11 protein-coding genes and 1 pseudogene are annotated in these 16,409 nt (G+C 65.2%); 10 read left to right on the forward strand and 2 right to left on the reverse strand.

What is annotated here, in order from left to right:
- The first annotated feature begins 62 nt into the window (after positions 1–62).
- Positions 63–1,349, forward strand: a complete 1,287-nt coding sequence (locus ACEN98_RS21870; RefSeq protein ID WP_413387058.1) for an aspartyl/asparaginyl beta-hydroxylase domain-containing protein — start codon at positions 63–65, stop codon at positions 1,347–1,349.
- 70 nt (positions 1,350–1,419) lie between these two features.
- Here ACEN98_RS21870 and ACEN98_RS21875 read toward each other — a convergent pair whose 3' ends face one another.
- Complete coding sequence (locus ACEN98_RS21875) at positions 1,420–4,275, reverse strand: TonB-dependent receptor domain-containing protein (RefSeq protein ID WP_413387059.1); 2,856 nt, start codon at positions 4,273–4,275, stop codon at positions 1,420–1,422.
- Between the two features lie 430 nt (positions 4,276–4,705).
- The gene (locus ACEN98_RS21880) at positions 4,706–5,053 is read right to left on the reverse strand and encodes a hypothetical protein (protein ID WP_413387060.1); all 348 of its coding nucleotides are present in this window, start codon (positions 5,051–5,053) and stop codon (positions 4,706–4,708) included.
- A gap of 105 nt (positions 5,054–5,158) precedes the next feature.
- Here ACEN98_RS21880 and ACEN98_RS21885 point away from each other — a divergent pair, with 105 nt between their 5' ends.
- From ACEN98_RS21885 to nusA, 9 genes and pseudogenes are all read left to right on the forward strand, one after another.
- On the forward strand, positions 5,159–6,097 hold the full coding sequence (locus ACEN98_RS21885; protein ID WP_036235137.1) for an ABC transporter permease: 939 nt from the start codon (positions 5,159–5,161) through the stop codon (positions 6,095–6,097).
- Entirely contained in the window at positions 6,094–7,119 is a 1,026-nt protein-coding gene (locus ACEN98_RS21890) for an ABC transporter permease (RefSeq protein ID WP_413387061.1), read from the forward strand. Before ACEN98_RS21885 ends, ACEN98_RS21890 begins: the two co-directional genes overlap by 4 nt.
- Positions 7,116–8,795 carry an ABC transporter ATP-binding protein gene (locus ACEN98_RS21895; protein WP_413387062.1) on the forward strand — a complete coding sequence of 560 codons (1,680 nt, stop codon included), beginning with the start codon at positions 7,116–7,118 and terminating at the stop codon, positions 8,793–8,795. Before ACEN98_RS21890 ends, ACEN98_RS21895 begins: the two co-directional genes overlap by 4 nt.
- Before the next feature lie 112 nt (positions 8,796–8,907).
- Positions 8,908–9,861, forward strand: coding sequence for a VTT domain-containing protein (locus ACEN98_RS21900; protein ID WP_413387063.1), 954 nt, complete (start codon positions 8,908–8,910; stop codon positions 9,859–9,861).
- 223 nt (positions 9,862–10,084) lie between these two features.
- Entirely contained in the window at positions 10,085–11,137 is a 1,053-nt protein-coding gene (locus tag ACEN98_RS21905; RefSeq protein ID WP_413387064.1) for a glucokinase, read from the forward strand.
- A 380-nt stretch (positions 11,138–11,517) separates the two neighbouring features.
- Positions 11,518–12,111: pseudogene (gene scpB / locus ACEN98_RS21910) on the forward strand (SMC-Scp complex subunit ScpB); the annotation flags it as partial.
- A gap of 99 nt (positions 12,112–12,210) precedes the next feature.
- Entirely contained in the window at positions 12,211–14,022 is a 1,812-nt protein-coding gene (rluB, locus tag ACEN98_RS21915; RefSeq protein ID WP_413389070.1) for a 23S rRNA pseudouridine(2605) synthase RluB, read from the forward strand.
- 280 nt (positions 14,023–14,302) lie between these two features.
- Positions 14,303–14,791, forward strand: a complete 489-nt coding sequence (rimP, locus tag ACEN98_RS21920; RefSeq protein ID WP_371763677.1) for a ribosome maturation factor RimP — start codon at positions 14,303–14,305, stop codon at positions 14,789–14,791.
- On the forward strand, positions 14,788–16,353 hold the full coding sequence (gene nusA, locus ACEN98_RS21925; RefSeq protein WP_413387065.1) for a transcription termination factor NusA: 1,566 nt from the start codon (positions 14,788–14,790) through the stop codon (positions 16,351–16,353). The genes rimP and nusA overlap by 4 nt, the downstream gene beginning before the upstream one ends.
- Positions 16,354–16,409 lie beyond the last annotated feature (56 nt).

Below are 16,409 nucleotides of genomic sequence, written 5' to 3' on the forward strand. Positions count from 1 at the left end.
TTGCCAACGGGAAGCAGCCATTCCAGAATCGGTATGTACATGGTCATACTTGAAGGAGCGGCATGGCTTCCAACGAAGGTGAAATCGCCGCCTGGGAACGCGCGGCCCAGGCGGCACTGAAGGGCGCCAATCCGCGCCTCGCGGCGCAGCTGTGGCAGCGCATCCTGGAACAGGTGCCGACGCACGGTCCGGCGCTGCTCGGCATGGCGCAGCTGCATTACCGGTCCGGCGCGCTGCCGGAGGCGCGGGCGCTGCTCGAGCGCCTCGTCGCCGCTGACGGACGCGACAAGCAGCAGTGGATCAACCTCGCCGTCGTTTGCATGGCCCAGCGCGACGAGGCGCGCGAGGAAGAGGCGATCCGCGGCGCGCTCGTGCTGGAGCCGACCGACCTCGTCGCGCTGATCCTGCGTGCCGGCTTGCTCACGCGCCAGGGCAAGCGCCACGCGGCCGCGCGCGCGCATGGCGCCGTCGCCGCGGTGGCGCCGCCGCTGCAGCAACTGCCGCCCGAACTGCGCCCGGCCGTGCAGGAAGCCATGGCCTACCGCGAACAGTACGACACCGATTTCGGCCGCTTCCTCGACGACCACATGGCACCCCTGTTGCGCGACCTGCGCGGGGAGCGCGTGCAGCGCTTCACGGAGTCGCTCGACATCATGCTGGGCCGCAAGCGCCGCTACGAGCCCCAGCCCGCGCTGTTCCACTTCCACGGCCTGGCGCCCATCACTTTCTTCGACCGCGCGGACTTTCCGTGGCTCGACGCGTTCGAGCGCGAACTTGACGCGATCCGCGCGGAATTCCTTGCCGCGCAGGCCGGCGCCGAAGGTTTTACGCCTTACATGCAGTATGGCGACGACCAGCCGCTGCGCCAGTGGGCCGAGCTGAACAACTCGCTGCGCTGGAGCGCCTTCCACCTCGTCGAAGCCGGCAAGGTCAACGACGCGAATGCGCGGCGCTGCCCGCGCACGATGGCGCTGCTGGCCGGGGCGCCGCAGCCGGACCAGCCGGGCCGCACGCCCGTCGCGATGTTTTCCGTGCTCAAGCCGAAGACGCGCATCCCGCCGCACTGCGGCGTCAGCAACGTCCGCCTCGTCACGCATGTGCCGCTCGTCGTGCCGGCGGGCTGCGGCTTCCGCGTCGGCAACGACGTGCGCGCGTGGGAGGAGGGGAAGGCATGGGTGTTCGACGACACGATCGAGCACGAGGCGTGGAACGACAGCGATTCTCCCCGCGCGATCCTGATGTTCGACATCTGGCATCCGCATCTGACGGGGCCGGAACGTGCCCTCGTGACGGCGATGAGCGACGGCATGAACGCGTTTTCGGCGGACGAAGGCAGCTTCGGGTTGTAATCTTCAAAAACAAAACCGCCGCCGGCCTCGCAGCCGGCGGCGGTTTTTTTACGGCGTCCGATTCAAGCGATCAGAAGCGGTAGGTCACGTTGGCGTAGATGAAGCGGCCGTACGAATCGTAGATCTGCGGGAACGTGTTGCCGTTGCCGTAGGTACCCGTCACCGAGCTGGACGATGCGATCGGCGGATCCTTGTCCAGCAGGTTGTTGATGCCGAAGCTCACGGCCAGCTTGCGGTTGAAGCGGTACACGCCGTTCAGGTCGAAGTAGCTGCGCGAAGCCAGGTACGCGTCGCGCTGCGTGTCCAGTTCGCCAGCCAGCTGCGGGTTCCCGTCGAGCATGTCGTTCTTCAGGCGGTCGATGTAGCGCCAGGTGAGCGACAGGTCCAGGTTGTACGGGCTCGACCAGGTCGTGCGCAGCTTGTGGCGCCATTTCGGGGTCGGGGTGCCGCAGGTCGCGCCGTACAGGCCCGTGCAGTCGTAGCTGCCGTTGCCCGGCAGGTTTTCCACGGTGTAGCTGTGCACGTAGGTGCCGTTCAGCGTGAAGTCCAGGTTGCCGTAGCTCTGCGGCAGGCGGGTGCGGTAGCTGGCGCCCACGTCCAGGCCCGACGTGCCCTGCGAACCGATGTTCGTGGTGCCGGCTTCGACGTAGCCGTTCGGGGTCAGCCACAGCGAACCGAGCTGGTCGCGGTGGATCAGGCCGCAATACAGCGGGTTGCCGGTCGTGAGGCACTGGGTGTACACGCTCTGGGCGTTGACGGCCTGGATCGCGTCCTTGATCTTCAGCTTGAACGCGTCCAGCGTGATGGTCAGGTTCTTGATCGGGTCGATCACGATACCGACCGTGTACGTGTTGGCGGTTTCCGGCTTGACGCCCGGGTTGCCGCCGGTACGGCCGTTGTACTGGTTGGTCGAGTTTTCCGGCACCTTGCCGTACAGCGAAGCCGGCAGGCCCGTGTTGGCGCACTGCGCCTGCGTGGCTTTCGGGGTCTCGCCGCCGCACGGGTCGTCGTTCGGCCCGGCCAGCACCACGGCTTGCGGCGTGTACAGTTCATAGATGTTCGGTGCGCGGACGGCACGCTGGGCCGAACCGCGGACGCGCACCTGGTCGATCGGCTGCCAGTCGAGGCCCAGGCCGAACGTGTTGGTCTTGGCATCCGTGCTGTACTGCGAACGGCGGTACGAACCGGACAGGTCCATGTGCTTCGAGAAGGCCATGTTGTCCAGCAGCGGCAGCTTGAATTCGCCGAAGGCTTCCTTCACGTTGTACGAACCTGCGACGGCCGGGGAGGCGCCGCCGGCACCGGACAGGTCGCCGGTCTGGTTTTCGTAGTCGGGCTCGAATGCCAGTTTTTCGACGCGCTGCTCGTAGCCGAACGACACGCCGGCGCCGCTTTCGGCGGTCGGCAGCTTCAGGCCGAAGCGGGTCAGGTCGGTGCCGATGTTCAGGCCGAACACGGATTGCTGGGTGAAGCCGCCGTTCGAGCCGGTGGCGTTCAGGTAGTCCAGCGCGGCCTGGTTGACGCCGCCCTGCTTGTACAGGTTGTACGGCACGCAGGCGGTGTCGGAACCGTTGACGACGGAGCGGCACACGGCCTTGCCCGTGGTCGGATCGGCGACGACGTCCAGCGCGTTGGCGATCAGGCGGCTCGAGAAGTAGCCGGTCGCACGGTCGCTGTGATTGACGCGCGCGAACTGGCCGAACACGTCGTACGACCAGTCCCCGACCATGCCCTTCACGCCCAGCACTTCGCGGAACGAGGAGTCGGTGATGCTGGTGGAACGCGGGCCGCCTTCGACGTTACGCTTGCCGACCGAGACGGTGGCGGTGTCGCCCGGCTTCTTGAGGCCCAGCGCGGTGCGCCATGCATCGTTCAGCAGCGGGTTTTCGTAGGCGATGGTCGCCTGCTGGCCGTAGAAGATGCCGCCCGGCGCGATCTGCGCGTCGGTCGTGTAGTTGTGGAAGCTGAATTCGCTGTAGATGCGCGCGTTCTCGTTGATGTCGAGGTGCACCATCGAGTTGATGTTGTACTCGTCCGACGGACGCTGGAAGAAGTTCAGCGGGCCGAAGTTGTAGGCGTCGGTGGCCGACACGTACTTGCGCGGATTGCCGTTCGCATCCGGGGTGAACGAGCCGACGCGGGCGATCGAGGTGCCGGAACCGGAGCAGGCGAAGCCCGGATCGGACGCGCCCAGCGAGCAGGCCGAGAAATCGCGCTGCGATTGCAGCAGGGCGTCGGCGTGGCGGTGCGAGGCGAAGAACGTCGCGTTACCCTTGTTGTCGGCGAAGTTCGAGCCCATCAGGATGCTGAAGTCGTACTTCTTGGCGTCGAACGTGTGGTTGCCCGGCAGCGGGAACCCCTTCTGGTTGACGACGCCCTGGATCTCGTCGTTGTGCTGCTTGTGGTTGGCGCCGGAGATGTTGGCTTCCAGTTCCACGCCTTCGTAGTTGTCCTTCATGATGAAGTTGACGACGCCCGACACGGCGCCCGAGCCGTACACGGCGCCGGCGCCGCCGGTCAGCACGTCGACACGGCGGATCAGTTCACTCGGGATCTGGTTCAGGTCGGCCGCGACGCTGAGCACGCTGCCGGACGGCAGGCGCTTGCCGTTGACGAGCACCAGGGTACGCTGCGAGCCCATGCCGCGCAGGTCGACGGTGGCGGTACCGCTGGCGCCGTTCGAGATCGCGGCACCTTGCGAGGCGAACACCTGGGGCAGGTTGTTCAGCAGGTCTTCGGTATTGCGCACGCCATCGATCTTGATGTCCTTGGCGCTGAGGGTGGTGATGGGGCTGGAGCCTTCCGTATTCAGCGACGGAATGCGCGACCCCGTCACTTCCACGCGCTGCATCGACGCGGCGGGTGCCGCGGCAGTGTCCTGTGCGTGAGCGACGGACGCGCCGAGCGCCATGCCGCCGGCAAACATCAAACGTACCGATCGAGATAAAACTTTTTCCGACATCATTTGTCTTGAGTCCCTTCTGAGCTGGGCCGGTGCGGGCTACGCGCCGGCTCGCAGATCTTGTTATTGATCTACCCCCATCCTTTTGGGAGGGAATTTTTATTTGCTGCAAGACAATGAAATCATTGCTAATAAACAAAGTCAACGTGTAAATATGCATATATGCATAACCACTGTAAATATCACATTTTGTTCTCCGGATATTAAAAATACTCGAAAGAAATTTTGCTTTACATGTTGTATTTAGTTTTTTATTCGAAATTTCATTGATGCGTAATTACAACGTTCTGCCCCATATTGGTGCGGCAATGCACCAAAAACAAACGGGACAGTGAGTGCTCACTGTCCCGTTCGTCATCGTCCGTCGATCAGCCGGGGAACCGGCTGTGTGTCGTCAGAACTGGTAACGCACGCCGGCCTTGAAGAAGCGGCCGATGGCGCCGCCGGCATCCATCGGGTTGTAGCTCGTGCCGCCGTAGGTCAGCGGATCCTGCGGTGCGATCTTGCCGAACAGGTTCGTGATCGAGCCGTAGACCTGCAGTTGCTGCGTGACCTGGTAACGGGCCGACAGGTCGATGGTCGTGAACGACGCCAGGCGGCAGTTGTCCGGTGCCGGCGAGCCGTTCGCGTACTGCGAGGCGCACTTGTCGCCCGCGCAGTACACGTTCTGCATGTCGGCGCGGTAGTTCGCGGTCGCCGTCACGTTCAGGTCCTGGCGGTCCCAGGACAGTAAACACCACAACAGCCCATTCATTTGGTTATGGCCCCATGACATCTTTTCCCGGCAGGGGCGGCGCAATCTGGTCTATAGTTCCGAACGCGTTCGATGACTCACCCGGGAATCCCGATGTTTGCTTATATCCTGCGGCGCCTGTGGCAGATGCTGCCGACGATGGCCGGCGTCGTCGTGCTGGTGTTCGTGCTGTTCAACTGGGTCGGCGGCGACCCCTCGTACCTGTTGGCGGGCAAGATGGCCGACGCGCGCGCCATCGCCAACATCCGCGCCCAGCTGGGACTCGATGCGCCGTGGTACGTCCAGCTCGGCATCTTCGTGAAGCAGATCGTCACGTTCGACTTCGGCAACGCCTGGGCGACGGGCGAGCCCGTGTCGCACATCATCGCCAGCCGGCTGGGGCCGTCGCTGACGGTGCTCGTGCCGCTGACGGTGCTGGAGACCACGATCGGCATCGCGCTGGCGCTCGCCGTCGCCTTCGTGCGCGGCTCGCTGACGGACCGCGTCGTGATGGTCGCGTGCACGGTCGGCATGTCGATCTCGATCCTCGTCTACATCATCGTGTTCCAGTACGGTCTCGCCTATAAGCTCGGGCTGTTCCCCGTGCAGGGCTGGGGCGAGCATTTCACGGAAAACCTGCTGCGCTACGCCACCCTGCCGATCCTGATCGGCCTCACCGTGTCGCTGGCGCCGACATTGCGCCTGTTCCGCAGCTTCGTGCTGGATGAAGTGGGGCAGGACTACGTGCGCACGGCGCGCGCGAAAGGCTTGCCGGAGCGGCGCATCGTCTGGGTGCACGTGCTGCGCAACGCCGCCATCCCCATCATCACGTACGTCATGGCCAACCTGCCGGCGCTCTTGATCGGCGCCTTCCTGCTCGAGCGCTTCTTCGGCATCCCGGGCATCGGGCGCGAAGTGATCCTCGCCGTCGAGCGCAGCGACTTCCCCGTGATCAAGGCGATCACGGTCTACGTCGCCGCCGCCACGATGGTGTTCAACCTGCTGGCGGACCTGATGTACCAGGCCGTCGACCCGCGCGTGCAGCTCAAATGACGGGTCAAGAGCTTAGCCTTCCCGCAACTTCTGTCGGCCTGTGGGGTCTGGCCTGGCGCCGCCTGCGCGCCGACCGCGTCGCGATGGCCGCGCTGGCCGTCGTGGGCCTGTTCCTGTTGTCCGTCGTGCTGGCGGCGACGGGCCTCGTCGCGGCCGACTGGGAAGACGAGGTGGCCGTCAATTACGCGCCGCCTTCCTTCGTCGGCCCGGATCCGGCCCTCGCCGCGCTCGCGCAGCCGCCGCGGCCGGCGCCGCCGAATGCGTTCGATCCGCTCGCGGGCGACATCGCCGAGCTGCGGGCGCAACTGGCACGCCAGGGCCATGCCGCGCATGCGGCGAAACGCACCACGCTGCCGTTCGGCGCCGACAAATGGGGCCACGACATCGTGAGGAAGACGATCAAGGGCGGGCAGACGTCGATCGTCGTGGGCCTCGTCGCCGCGTTCGTCGCCGTCGCGCTGGGCACGCTGTTCGGCGCGCTGTCGGGCTTCTACGGCGGGCTCGTCGACGATTCGTTCAACTGGTTCTACAACGTGTTCACGGCGATCCCCTCGATCCTGATGATCCTCACCGTGGCCGCCGTGCTGCAGACGAAGGGCGTGCTGACGATCGTGCTGATCCTCGGCCTCACCGGCTGGACGGGGCCGTACCGCCTGATCCGCGCCGAGTACATCAAGCACAAGGCGCGGGAATACGTGATGGCGGCCGACGCGATCGGCGCGTCCGGCTGGCGCAAGATGTTCGTGCACATCTTCCCGAACGTGTCGCACGTGGCGCTCGTGCAGATGTCGATCCTCGTCGTCGGCTTCATCAAGGCCGAAGTGATCCTGTCGTTCCTCGGCTTCGGCGTGCCGGTGGGCGTCGTCTCGTGGGGCAGCATGCTGAATGAGGCGCAGAATGAGCTCATCCTCGGCAAATGGTGGCAACTGACGGCGGCCGCCGGCGCCATGGCCATCCTGGTCACGGCGTTCTCGCTGTTGGCCGATTCGCTGCGCGATGCGCTGGATCCGAAATTGAAATGAACCTGCTCGACGTCCACAATCTGCGCGTGTCCTTCCGGACCGATAAAAAGAACACGTTCGAGGCCGTGAAGGGCATCTCGTTCAGCCTGCCGCTCGATGCGACCGTCGCGCTGGTCGGCGAATCGGGCAGCGGCAAGTCCGTCAGCTCGCTCGCCGTGATGGGGCTGCTGCCGCCGGAGACGACGATCATCCACCCCGGCTCGTCGATCCGCTTCGAGGGCCGCGAGCTGCTCGACCTGCCGGTCGCGGAACGCCGGCGCCTGTGCGGCAAGGACATCGCGATGATCTTCCAGGAACCGATGTCGTCGCTGAATCCCGTGTTCACGGTCGGCTTCCAGATCGGTGAAGTGCTGCGCCTGCACCTCGGCATGGACAAGCGCCAGGCGCGCGCCCGCACGCTCGAACTGCTGGAGGAAGTGGGCATTCCCGATCCGGCGCACAAGATCGACGCCTACCCGAGCCAGATGTCGGGCGGCCAGCAGCAGCGCGTGATGATCGCGATGGCCATCGCGTGCGAACCGAAGCTGCTGATCGCGGACGAACCGACGACGGCACTGGACGTGACGATCCAGAAGCAGATCATGGAACTGATCGCGACCCTGCAGCAACGCCGCCGCATGGCCGTGCTGTTCATCACGCACGACCTGGGCCTGGTGGGCGAGATCGCGGACCGCGTGATCGTCATGCGCCACGGCGAGGTGCGGGAAGAGGGGCTTGCCACGCAGGTGCTGGGCGACCCGCGCGATGCGTACACGCGCGCGCTGCTGCACTGCCGCCCGCCGCTGGATGCGCGGCCCGTGCGGCTGCCCGTCATCGACGACTACCTGAGCGGACGCGCCCAGCCCGGCGACACGCTGCCCCAGCGCACGCGCGGCTATGCGCCGGGCGACGACCATATCCTCGTCGTAAACAATCTCGCCAAGACGTTTTATCTGCGCGAGGGCCTGTTCGGCAAGCGCGCATTCCAGGCCGTGAAGGACGTGTCGTTCACGCTCCCGCGCGGCAAGACGCTGGGCGTCGTGGGCGAATCGGGATCGGGCAAGACGACGGTCGGCCTCACGCTGCTGCGCCTGCACCGCGCGACCGGCGGCAGCGCGCTGTTCGACGGCCGCGATCTCGTCGCGATGAGCGATGCCGAGTTCCAGGCGTACAAGCGGCGCATCCAGATCGTGTTCCAGAATCCGTACGCGTCGCTGAATCCGCGCTTCACCGTCGGCCAGATCCTGCTGGAGCCGATGCGCATCCACCGCATCGGCGCGAACGATGCGGAGCGCACGGAACATGCGCGCCATCTGCTGCGGAGAGTGGGCCTCCCGGCGCAGGCATTCGACCGCTATCCGCACGAATTCTCCGGCGGCCAGCGACAACGCATCGCCATCGCGCGCTGCCTGACGATGAAGCCGGAGATCCTCGTGTGCGACGAATCCGTGTCCGCGCTCGACGTCTCGGTGCAGGCGCAGGTGCTGAACCTGCTGCAGGACCTGCAGGATGAGTACAGGATGAGCTACATCTTCATCTCGCACGATCTGTCCGTGGTGAAGTACATCTCGGACCGCGTGATGGTGATGCACCACGGTAGCGTCGTCGAGATGGCCGATGCGGACGAGCTCTACCGTAACCCGCAGCATCCGTACACGCAGCAATTGCTGGCCGCCATCCCGGGGTCAGAGCCCTGATTTTGGCAATTGCCCAAAATCGGGCTCTGACCCCTGTGTGCGGTGTTGCGCGCGGGCTGCGCGCGTTGCCGCTTTCGCCACGCCGGTGCCGGTTTTCCGCTACCATACCAGGATGGCCCAGCTCTCCCACCTGATTCACGTTTACGGCGTCCTCATCGTGTTCGGCATCGTCCTGCTCGAACAGATCGGACTGCCCATTCCCGCGTTTCCGGTGCTGATCATCGCCGGTGCGCTGGCCGTCGACGGCGGGGCCAACTGGCCGCTGTACCTGGCCGCTTCCGTGCTGGCTTGCCTCATCAGCGATTACTTCTGGTTCCGCGCCGGCCGCTACTACGGCAAGCGCATCCTGCGCCTGCTGTGCAAGATTTCGCTGTCGCCCGATTCCTGCGTCAGCCAGACCGAGGACAATTTCAGCCGCTGGGGCGCGAAATCCCTCGTCGTCGCCAAGTTCATTCCCGGCTTCAACACGATCGCGCCGCCGCTCGCAGGCGCCATGGGCACGACGACGCCGCAGTTCGTCTGGCTGTCCGTCGCCGGCGGCCTGCTATGGAGCGGCGTGGGCATGGGCCTCGGTGCCTGGTTCCACAACAGCGTGGACGACGTCATCGCATGGTTCGAGACCCTGGGCAGCACGGCGTTGATGGTCGTCGGCTTCCTGCTCGTGCTGTTCGTGTCGTTCAAGTACATCGAGCGCAAGCGCAACCTCGGCGGGGCCAACCTGCCGCGCATCACGATGGACGAGCTCAAGGACCTGGTCGAGGCGGGACACGATCCGCTGATCGTCGACGCCCGCGGCGCCACCGCGCGCCAGCTGGAAGCAGGCATTCCCGGCGCACTGGTCTATGGCGACAACGTGCCGGAGCGCCTGATGGCCACGCTCGACAAGGACCGCCATATCGTCATCTATTGCTCCTGCCCGAACGACGTCACGGCGGCGCAGGTGGCGAAGGAGTTCGTCAAGAACGGTTTTCATCGCGCCCGTCCGCTGTACGGCGGCCTGGATGCGTGGAACGACCATTGCGCGGCCGCCCAGGCCGACGCCGAGCTCAAGCCCAAGCACGGCTGAGCATTCATCTATCAACCGATCACGCGGCACCGGCCCGGCGCGCCGGCGCTCGCCCATGCTTTCGATACATCCCGCGCATTGGTAGCTGGACTACTTGCCGCCGCACAGGGCTTTACGCAAATTCGCCCGGGTGTTGGGTCGGATGTACCTAAACTACAATAAAAGCTTGCGCTGCAGCCAAGAAATCCTTAAGCTTCGAGGAATCTGTTTCTTACGGCCTGCCATGATCGTTTCGTCCGTTGCCATCGTCGATCCGTCCACCGAACCGCGCCTCGACAGCGCCCGATACGCGAGCCCGCGCCTGCTGGCCGACATCGGCGGGACCAATGCTCGCTTCGCGCTGGAAACCGGACCCGGCACGGTCGGGCTGATCGAAGTCCTGCCCTGCGCCGCGTACGCGACCCTCGCCGACGCGCTGCGGGCCTACCTCGCGCTGCCGCACGTGGCCGCCGTGGGCGCCGTCCGCCATGGGGCGATCGCGATTGCGAATCCCATCGTCGGCGACTTCGTGCGCATGACCAATCATCACTGGGAATTCTCGATCGAGGCGTTGCGCCGCGAGTGCGGATTCGACGCGCTGGCCGTCGTCAACGATTTCTACGCGCTGGCGATGGCGCTGCCGCACCTGGCGGACGGCGAGAAGCGCCAGGTCGGCGGCGGCGCGCCCGTCGCGGGCAGCCCGATCGGCCTGCTGGGAGCGGGGACGGGCCTGGGCGTATCCGGCCTGGTGCCTGCAGAAAACCTGCCGGCCGGCGCCAAGCCGGTCTGGACGGCACTGCGCAGCGAAGGCGGCCATGTGACGTTTTCCCCGGCCAACGAGACCGAAGTCGCCATCCTGCAATTCGCCTGGCGCGAATTCGAACACGTGTCGGCCGAGCGCTTCCTGTCCGGTTCGGGCCTGGAACTGATCTACCGCGCGCTGGCGAACCTGCGCGGCGGCGCGGTGGCGGCACTGGATGCGCCCGAGATCACGCGCCGCGGCTTGGCCGGCACCTGCGTCGTGTGCGACGAGGTCATCGAGGTCTTCTGCGGCATGCTGGGCACCATCGCCGGCAACCTGGCCGTCACGCTGGGCGCCCAGGGCGGCGTCTACATCGGCGGCGGCATCGTGCCGCGCCTGGGCGAGCGCTTCGCCGCCTCGTGCTTCCGCGCCCGCTTCGAGCAGAAGGGCCGCTTCGCGGGCTATCTGGCGCAGGTGCCCACCTATGTGATCACGGCCAACTACCCCGCTTTCGTGGGCGTTTCGGCAATCCTCGCGGACCATCCGGGCGTGTGATCCGCGTCCGCGGCGTCGCTTCCGATGCATGGCAATGTTCTTTTCCCGGTTTTATCGGGTACAATGACTGTCAGTTGGAAGAAACGATGTCGTTCGCTTAGCCCGGCGCCAGGAGCCTCGCCTCCAGAGCACCAGTCTCCCGATGGTGCCGGCAGCCCCGTTTCTCTTGAAAATCAACCGTTTGCGGTCCACTTTCCGGTGAGCCGCCCCGTGCCAGGGCGCAAACCCTCACGGTATCCCGTCCGGTACGCCAATCCGGGCGATGGAACCCCGTTTCAAAGCATGAGTCTCAGTCTGGCGGCTGCCGCGCAGCTGATGGAGCGGGTTATGTTTGATGATTCTTAGCATCCAGAGTTGCACACTCCGCTGACGACATCGTTATGAACACTGATGAGGCCAAGAAGGTCCTCGAGACCGCCTTGCTGTGCGCGCGCGAGCCGATGACGATCCACGCCATGAAGAAGCTCTTCGTCGACGTGGACAAGGACGGCCAGCCGCTGGGCGCCGGCGTCGGGTCGGATACGATCAAGATCCTGCTCGAAGAATTGCGCCAGGATTGGCAGGATCGCGGCATCGAGATCGTCAGCCTGGCATCGGGCTGGCGTTTCCAGAGCCGCCCGGAAATGAAGCCTTACCTGGACCGGATCGCGCCGGAAAAACCGCCGAAGTATTCGCGCGCGACCCTGGAAACCCTGGCGATCATCGCCTACCGCCAGCCGGTGACGCGTGGCGACATCGAGGAAATCCGCGGTGTGGCGGTGAATTCGCAGACGATCAAGATGCTGGAAGACCGCGGCTGGATCGACGTGGTGGGCCACCGCGAAGTGCCCGGGCGCCCCGCGCTGCTGGGAACGACGAAGCAGTTTCTCGACGACCTGGGGCTCGCCGCGCTGTCCCAGTTGCCGCCGCTGCAGCAGGTGGCCGACATCGGCGCCGGGCGCAGCCTGGAAGCACTGGAAGCGGCCCTGCAACAATTTGACGACACTTCACCTGTTGAAGTCCCGATACACGACCAAGCGCTCGCGTCCAACGACTGATCGTCGCGCCAGGTCAGCAAAACCAAGAAACGAATGATGAATCCAACTGACATGAACGAGACGACCCCTGCCGAGGCAGGACAGGAGACGGCCGCCAAGCCGAAGCGTCGCACCAAGCCGAAGGCGGAGGCCGCACCCGCGCCCGCATCGGTGCCTGTTGCCGCCGCACCTGCGCCAGCGCCTGCCGCAGTCGCTCCGGCGGATGACGCTGCCGGCCAGCGCAAGCCGCGCGGCCCGCGCCAGATGCGTGAGCAGCGCCAGCAGCGCGAACCGCGCCAACCACGCGTCGAGTCCGAAGCGCCCGCCGTGGAGGCCGTTGCCGCCGAGGCGGCACCGGCCGAAGCCGGCCGCAACGAGCAGCGCCGCGACCAGCGCGGCGGCAAGCAGCAGAAGAAGAAAGGCCAGCCGGGCCAGCAGCGCGGCCAGCAGGCACAGAACGCTCAGGGCGCCCAGGGCGGCCAGGGCGGCCAGAACGCTCAACCGCAGGGCCAGAACCAGAAACAGCAGGGTAAGGGCAAGAACGCCAGGCCCGGCAACAAGCCGGCCAAGGGCGGCAAGGGCAACGATGCCGACGCCGTGTTCTCGTTCGTCACGTCGGACGCGTTCGATGCCTACGAGGGCGGCCGCGGCCAGTCGCAGCCGACCAAGGCGCGCCGCGACCTGACGGCCGAGGACGACGCACCGAAGCTGCACAAGGTGCTGGCGGAAGCGGGCCTCGGTTCGCGCCGCGACATGGAAGAACTGATCATCGCCGGCCGCGTGTCGGTGAACGGCGAGCCGGCCCACATCGGCCAGCGCATCCTGCCGACCGACGCCGTGCGCATCAACGGCAAGCTGCTGCAGCGCCGCGTGAACAACAACAAACCGCCGCGCGTGCTGGTGTACCACAAGCCGGCCGGCGAAATCGTCAGCGCGGACGATCCGGAAGGCCGTCCGTCCGTGTTCGACCGCCTGCCGACCATGAAGACCGGCAAATGGCTGGCCGTGGGCCGCCTCGACTTCAACACCGAGGGCCTGCTGCTGTTCACGAATTCGGGTGATCTGGCGAACCGCCTGATGCACCCGCGCTACAACATCGACCGCGAATACGCCGTGCGTACGCTGGGCGAGCTGGAAGAGGGCATGCGCCAGAAGCTGCTGGCCGGCGTCGAGCTCGACGACGGCACGGCCTCGTTCACCAAGATTGCCGATGGCGGCGGCGAGGGTGTCAACCGCTGGTACCGCGTGGTGATCGGCGAAGGGCGCAACCGCGAGGTGCGCCGCATGTTCGAGGCGGTGGGGCTCACTGTTTCGCGCCTGATCCGTACGCGCTACGGCGCCATGACCCTGCCGTCGGGCCTCAAGCGCGGCCGCTGGGAAGAGCTGGAAGAAAACGACGTGCGTCAGTTCCTCGACGCCTTCGGCATCGAGAAGAAGGGCGGCGCCCAGAACAACAAGGGTGCTGCCGGCGGCAAGGGGCAGGGTGGTCCCAAGGGTCGCGGCAACGACGATCAGCGCTCGAACGGCAACCGCATCGACCGTGCCGACGCCAACCGCAACGTGGATCCGTTCGGTCCGCCGGTGGCGCGTGTCGGCGCGGGCCGCGAAGAGGGCGGCATCCTGGGTGGCCGCGGCGGCCAGGGGCAGGGCCAGGGTGGGCGCGGCTTCGGCGGTGACCAGGCACGCGGCAGCAACCAGCCGCGTGGCAGCAACCAGCCGCGCGGCGGTGGTGGTGGTGGTGGCAAAGGCCCGCGCCAGCCGGATCCGCTGCAGACGACGTTTGGTTTTGCCGGCGCCGGCCAGAACCGCCGCAGCCAGGGTCCGCGCGTGAGCGACCACGGCATGCCGCGCCGCGGCCGCCGCGGTTAATTCGTCAAATCGCGCGGCATGACCTGAGTCATGCCGCGCGAAAATGAATCGCTTGCAGCGCCGTGTTCTTCAAACGTGTAAACTGTTGCATAGCTGTTCATTTTGCAGTGCGGCGATTGCGGCCGACCCTGTATCGGGTTATAATGCATGTCTAACCCGAGTGCTTCCCAATATTGTTTTGGCGAACAAGCTCCAGTTGGGAATACAAAAGATGGGCAGTTGCCCATTTTTTTTTTGTTGAATCGTTTTACGGGTCCGGCACCGGACCGTGGAGAAACCTGTGCAGTTGTTTGATTTGATTGCCACGACAGTCAGCGGACTGGGCTACGACCTCGTCGATATCGAACGGGCCGAGCGAGGCATCCTGCGCGTGTTTATCGACTTCCCGGCGGCAGTGGCGGACGAAAAGGGACCGATCTCGGTCGAGGATTGCGCCACGGTGAGTCACCAGCTGTCGCACGTGCTGATGGTCGAAAACGTCGACTACGAGCGCCTGGAAGTGTCGTCGCCCGGACTGGATCGTCCGGTGCGCACCCTGGCCGACTTCGAACGCTTTGCCGGCAGCGAATGCACCGTCAAGCTGCGCGTCGCGATGCCCGGCACCGCGAACCGCAAGACCTGGACGGGCATCCTGCATGCGCCGCAGGGCGACAAGATCGGGTTGGAATTTGAAAGCAAGGATGGGCCGGCGTTGCTCGAATTTACGCTGGCCGAACTGGACAAGGCACGCCTGGTGCCGAAGGTGGATTTTAGGAGTCGCAAAGCATGAGTCGCGAAATTTTGTTACTGGTTGATGCGCTCGCGCGCGAAAAGAACGTCGACAAGGAGGTCGTCTTCGGCGCCCTCGAGTTCGCCCTGGCGCAAGCTACGAAAAAGCGCTATGAAGGCGAAGTCGACATTCGCGTGTCCATCGACCGCGACAGCGGCGAGTTCGAAACCTTCCGCCGCTGGCACGTCGTGCCCGACGAGGCCGGCCTGCAGCTGCCCGACCAGGAAATCCTGCACTTCGAAGCCAAGGAACAGATTCCGGACATCGAAGTCGACGAATACATCGAAGAGCCGATCGAGTCGGTCGAGTTCGGCCGCCGCTTCGCCCAGGACACGAAACAGGTCGTGCTGCAGCGCGTCCGCGACGCCGAGCGCGAGCAGATCCTGCAGGACTTCCTGGAGCGCGGCGACGCGCTGGTCACCGGCACCATCAAACGCATGGAGCGCGGCGATGCGATCGTCGAATCGGGCAAGATCGAGGCGCGCCTGCCGCGCGACCAGATGATCCCGAAGGAAAACCTGCGCATCGGCGACCGCGTGCGTGCCTACATCCTGCGCGTGGACCGCAACATGCGCGGCCCGCAGGTGATCCTGTCGCGCACGGCACCGGAATTCATCATGAAACTGTTCGAACTCGAAGTTCCCGAGATCGAGCAGGGTCTGCTGCAGATCAAGTCGGCCGCCCGCGACCCGGGCGTCCGTGCGAAGATCGCTGTCTTTACCGCGGACAAGCGCATCGACCCGATCGGTACCTGCGTCGGCATGCGCGGTTCGCGCGTGCAGGCCGTGACCGGCGAGCTGGGCGGCGAGCGCGTGGACATCGTGCTGTGGTCGGAAGATCCGGCCCAGTTCGTGATCGGCGCGCTGGCTCCGGCCAACGTGTCGTCGATCATGGTGGATGAAGAGAAGCACGCGATGGACGTCGTCGTCGACGAGGAAAACCTCGCGATCGCGATCGGCCGTTCGGGCCAGAACGTACGCCTGGCGTCCGAGCTGACCGGCTGGAAGATCAACATCATGACCGCCGAAGAGTCGGCCAACAAGGCTGCCCAGGAAACCGCTGCCGTGCGCACGCTGTTCATGGAAAAGCTGGATGTGGACGAGGAAGTGGCGAACATCCTGGTCGAAGAAGGCTTCTCGAGCCTTGAAGAAGTCGCATACGTGCCCATCTCCGAAATGCTGGAGATCGAATCGTTCGACGAGGACACCGTCAATGAACTGCGCACCCGCGCACGCGACGCGCTGGTGACCGAGGCGATTGCTTCGGAAGAAGGTCTCGAGGGTATGGAAGAGGCGCTGGCCAACCTGGAAGGGATGGACCGCGCCACTGCCGGCAAGCTGGGCCTGGCCGGTATCAAGACCCTGGAGCAATTCGCGGGTCTGGCCTACGACGAGTTCAGCGCCATCCTGGCGCTCCCGACCGATCGTGCCCGTGAACTGATCAAGAATGAATTTAATGATGTGACCGACGATGAGATGAAACTGGTCGACGCCAAGTACGACGACCGGGCCAAGGCCCTCCAGGCAAAAGCCTGGAGCCAGGTCGAAACGGCCAAGGCATAAATGAGACGCGACAGACCGGAGCATATCGCTTTCCGGTCTTCGCGCTTTATTAAGCT

Source organism: Massilia sp. CT11-137 (assembly GCF_047302885.1).
Lineage (GTDB): Bacteria > Pseudomonadota > Gammaproteobacteria > Burkholderiales > Burkholderiaceae_D > Telluria > Telluria orientalis.

Coding starts and splice junctions, on each gene's coding strand:
- ACEN98_RS21905 (WP_413387064.1), top strand. CDS start 10,085: ATGATCGTTTCGTCCGTTGCCATCGTCGATCCGTCCACCGAACCGCGC.
- ACEN98_RS21875 (WP_413387059.1), bottom strand. CDS start 4,275: ATGTTTGCCGGCGGCATGGCGCTCGGCGCGTCCGTCGCTCACGCACAG.
- ACEN98_RS21885 (WP_036235137.1), top strand. CDS start 5,159: ATGTTTGCTTATATCCTGCGGCGCCTGTGGCAGATGCTGCCGACGATG.
- ACEN98_RS21895 (WP_413387062.1), top strand. CDS start 7,116: ATGAACCTGCTCGACGTCCACAATCTGCGCGTGTCCTTCCGGACCGAT.
- ACEN98_RS21900 (WP_413387063.1), top strand. CDS start 8,908: ATGGCCCAGCTCTCCCACCTGATTCACGTTTACGGCGTCCTCATCGTG.
- ACEN98_RS21870 (WP_413387058.1), top strand. CDS start 63: ATGGCTTCCAACGAAGGTGAAATCGCCGCCTGGGAACGCGCGGCCCAG.
- nusA (WP_413387065.1), top strand. CDS start 14,788: ATGAGTCGCGAAATTTTGTTACTGGTTGATGCGCTCGCGCGCGAAAAG.
- rluB (WP_413389070.1), top strand. CDS start 12,211: ATGAATCCAACTGACATGAACGAGACGACCCCTGCCGAGGCAGGACAG.
- ACEN98_RS21890 (WP_413387061.1), top strand. CDS start 6,094: ATGACGGGTCAAGAGCTTAGCCTTCCCGCAACTTCTGTCGGCCTGTGG.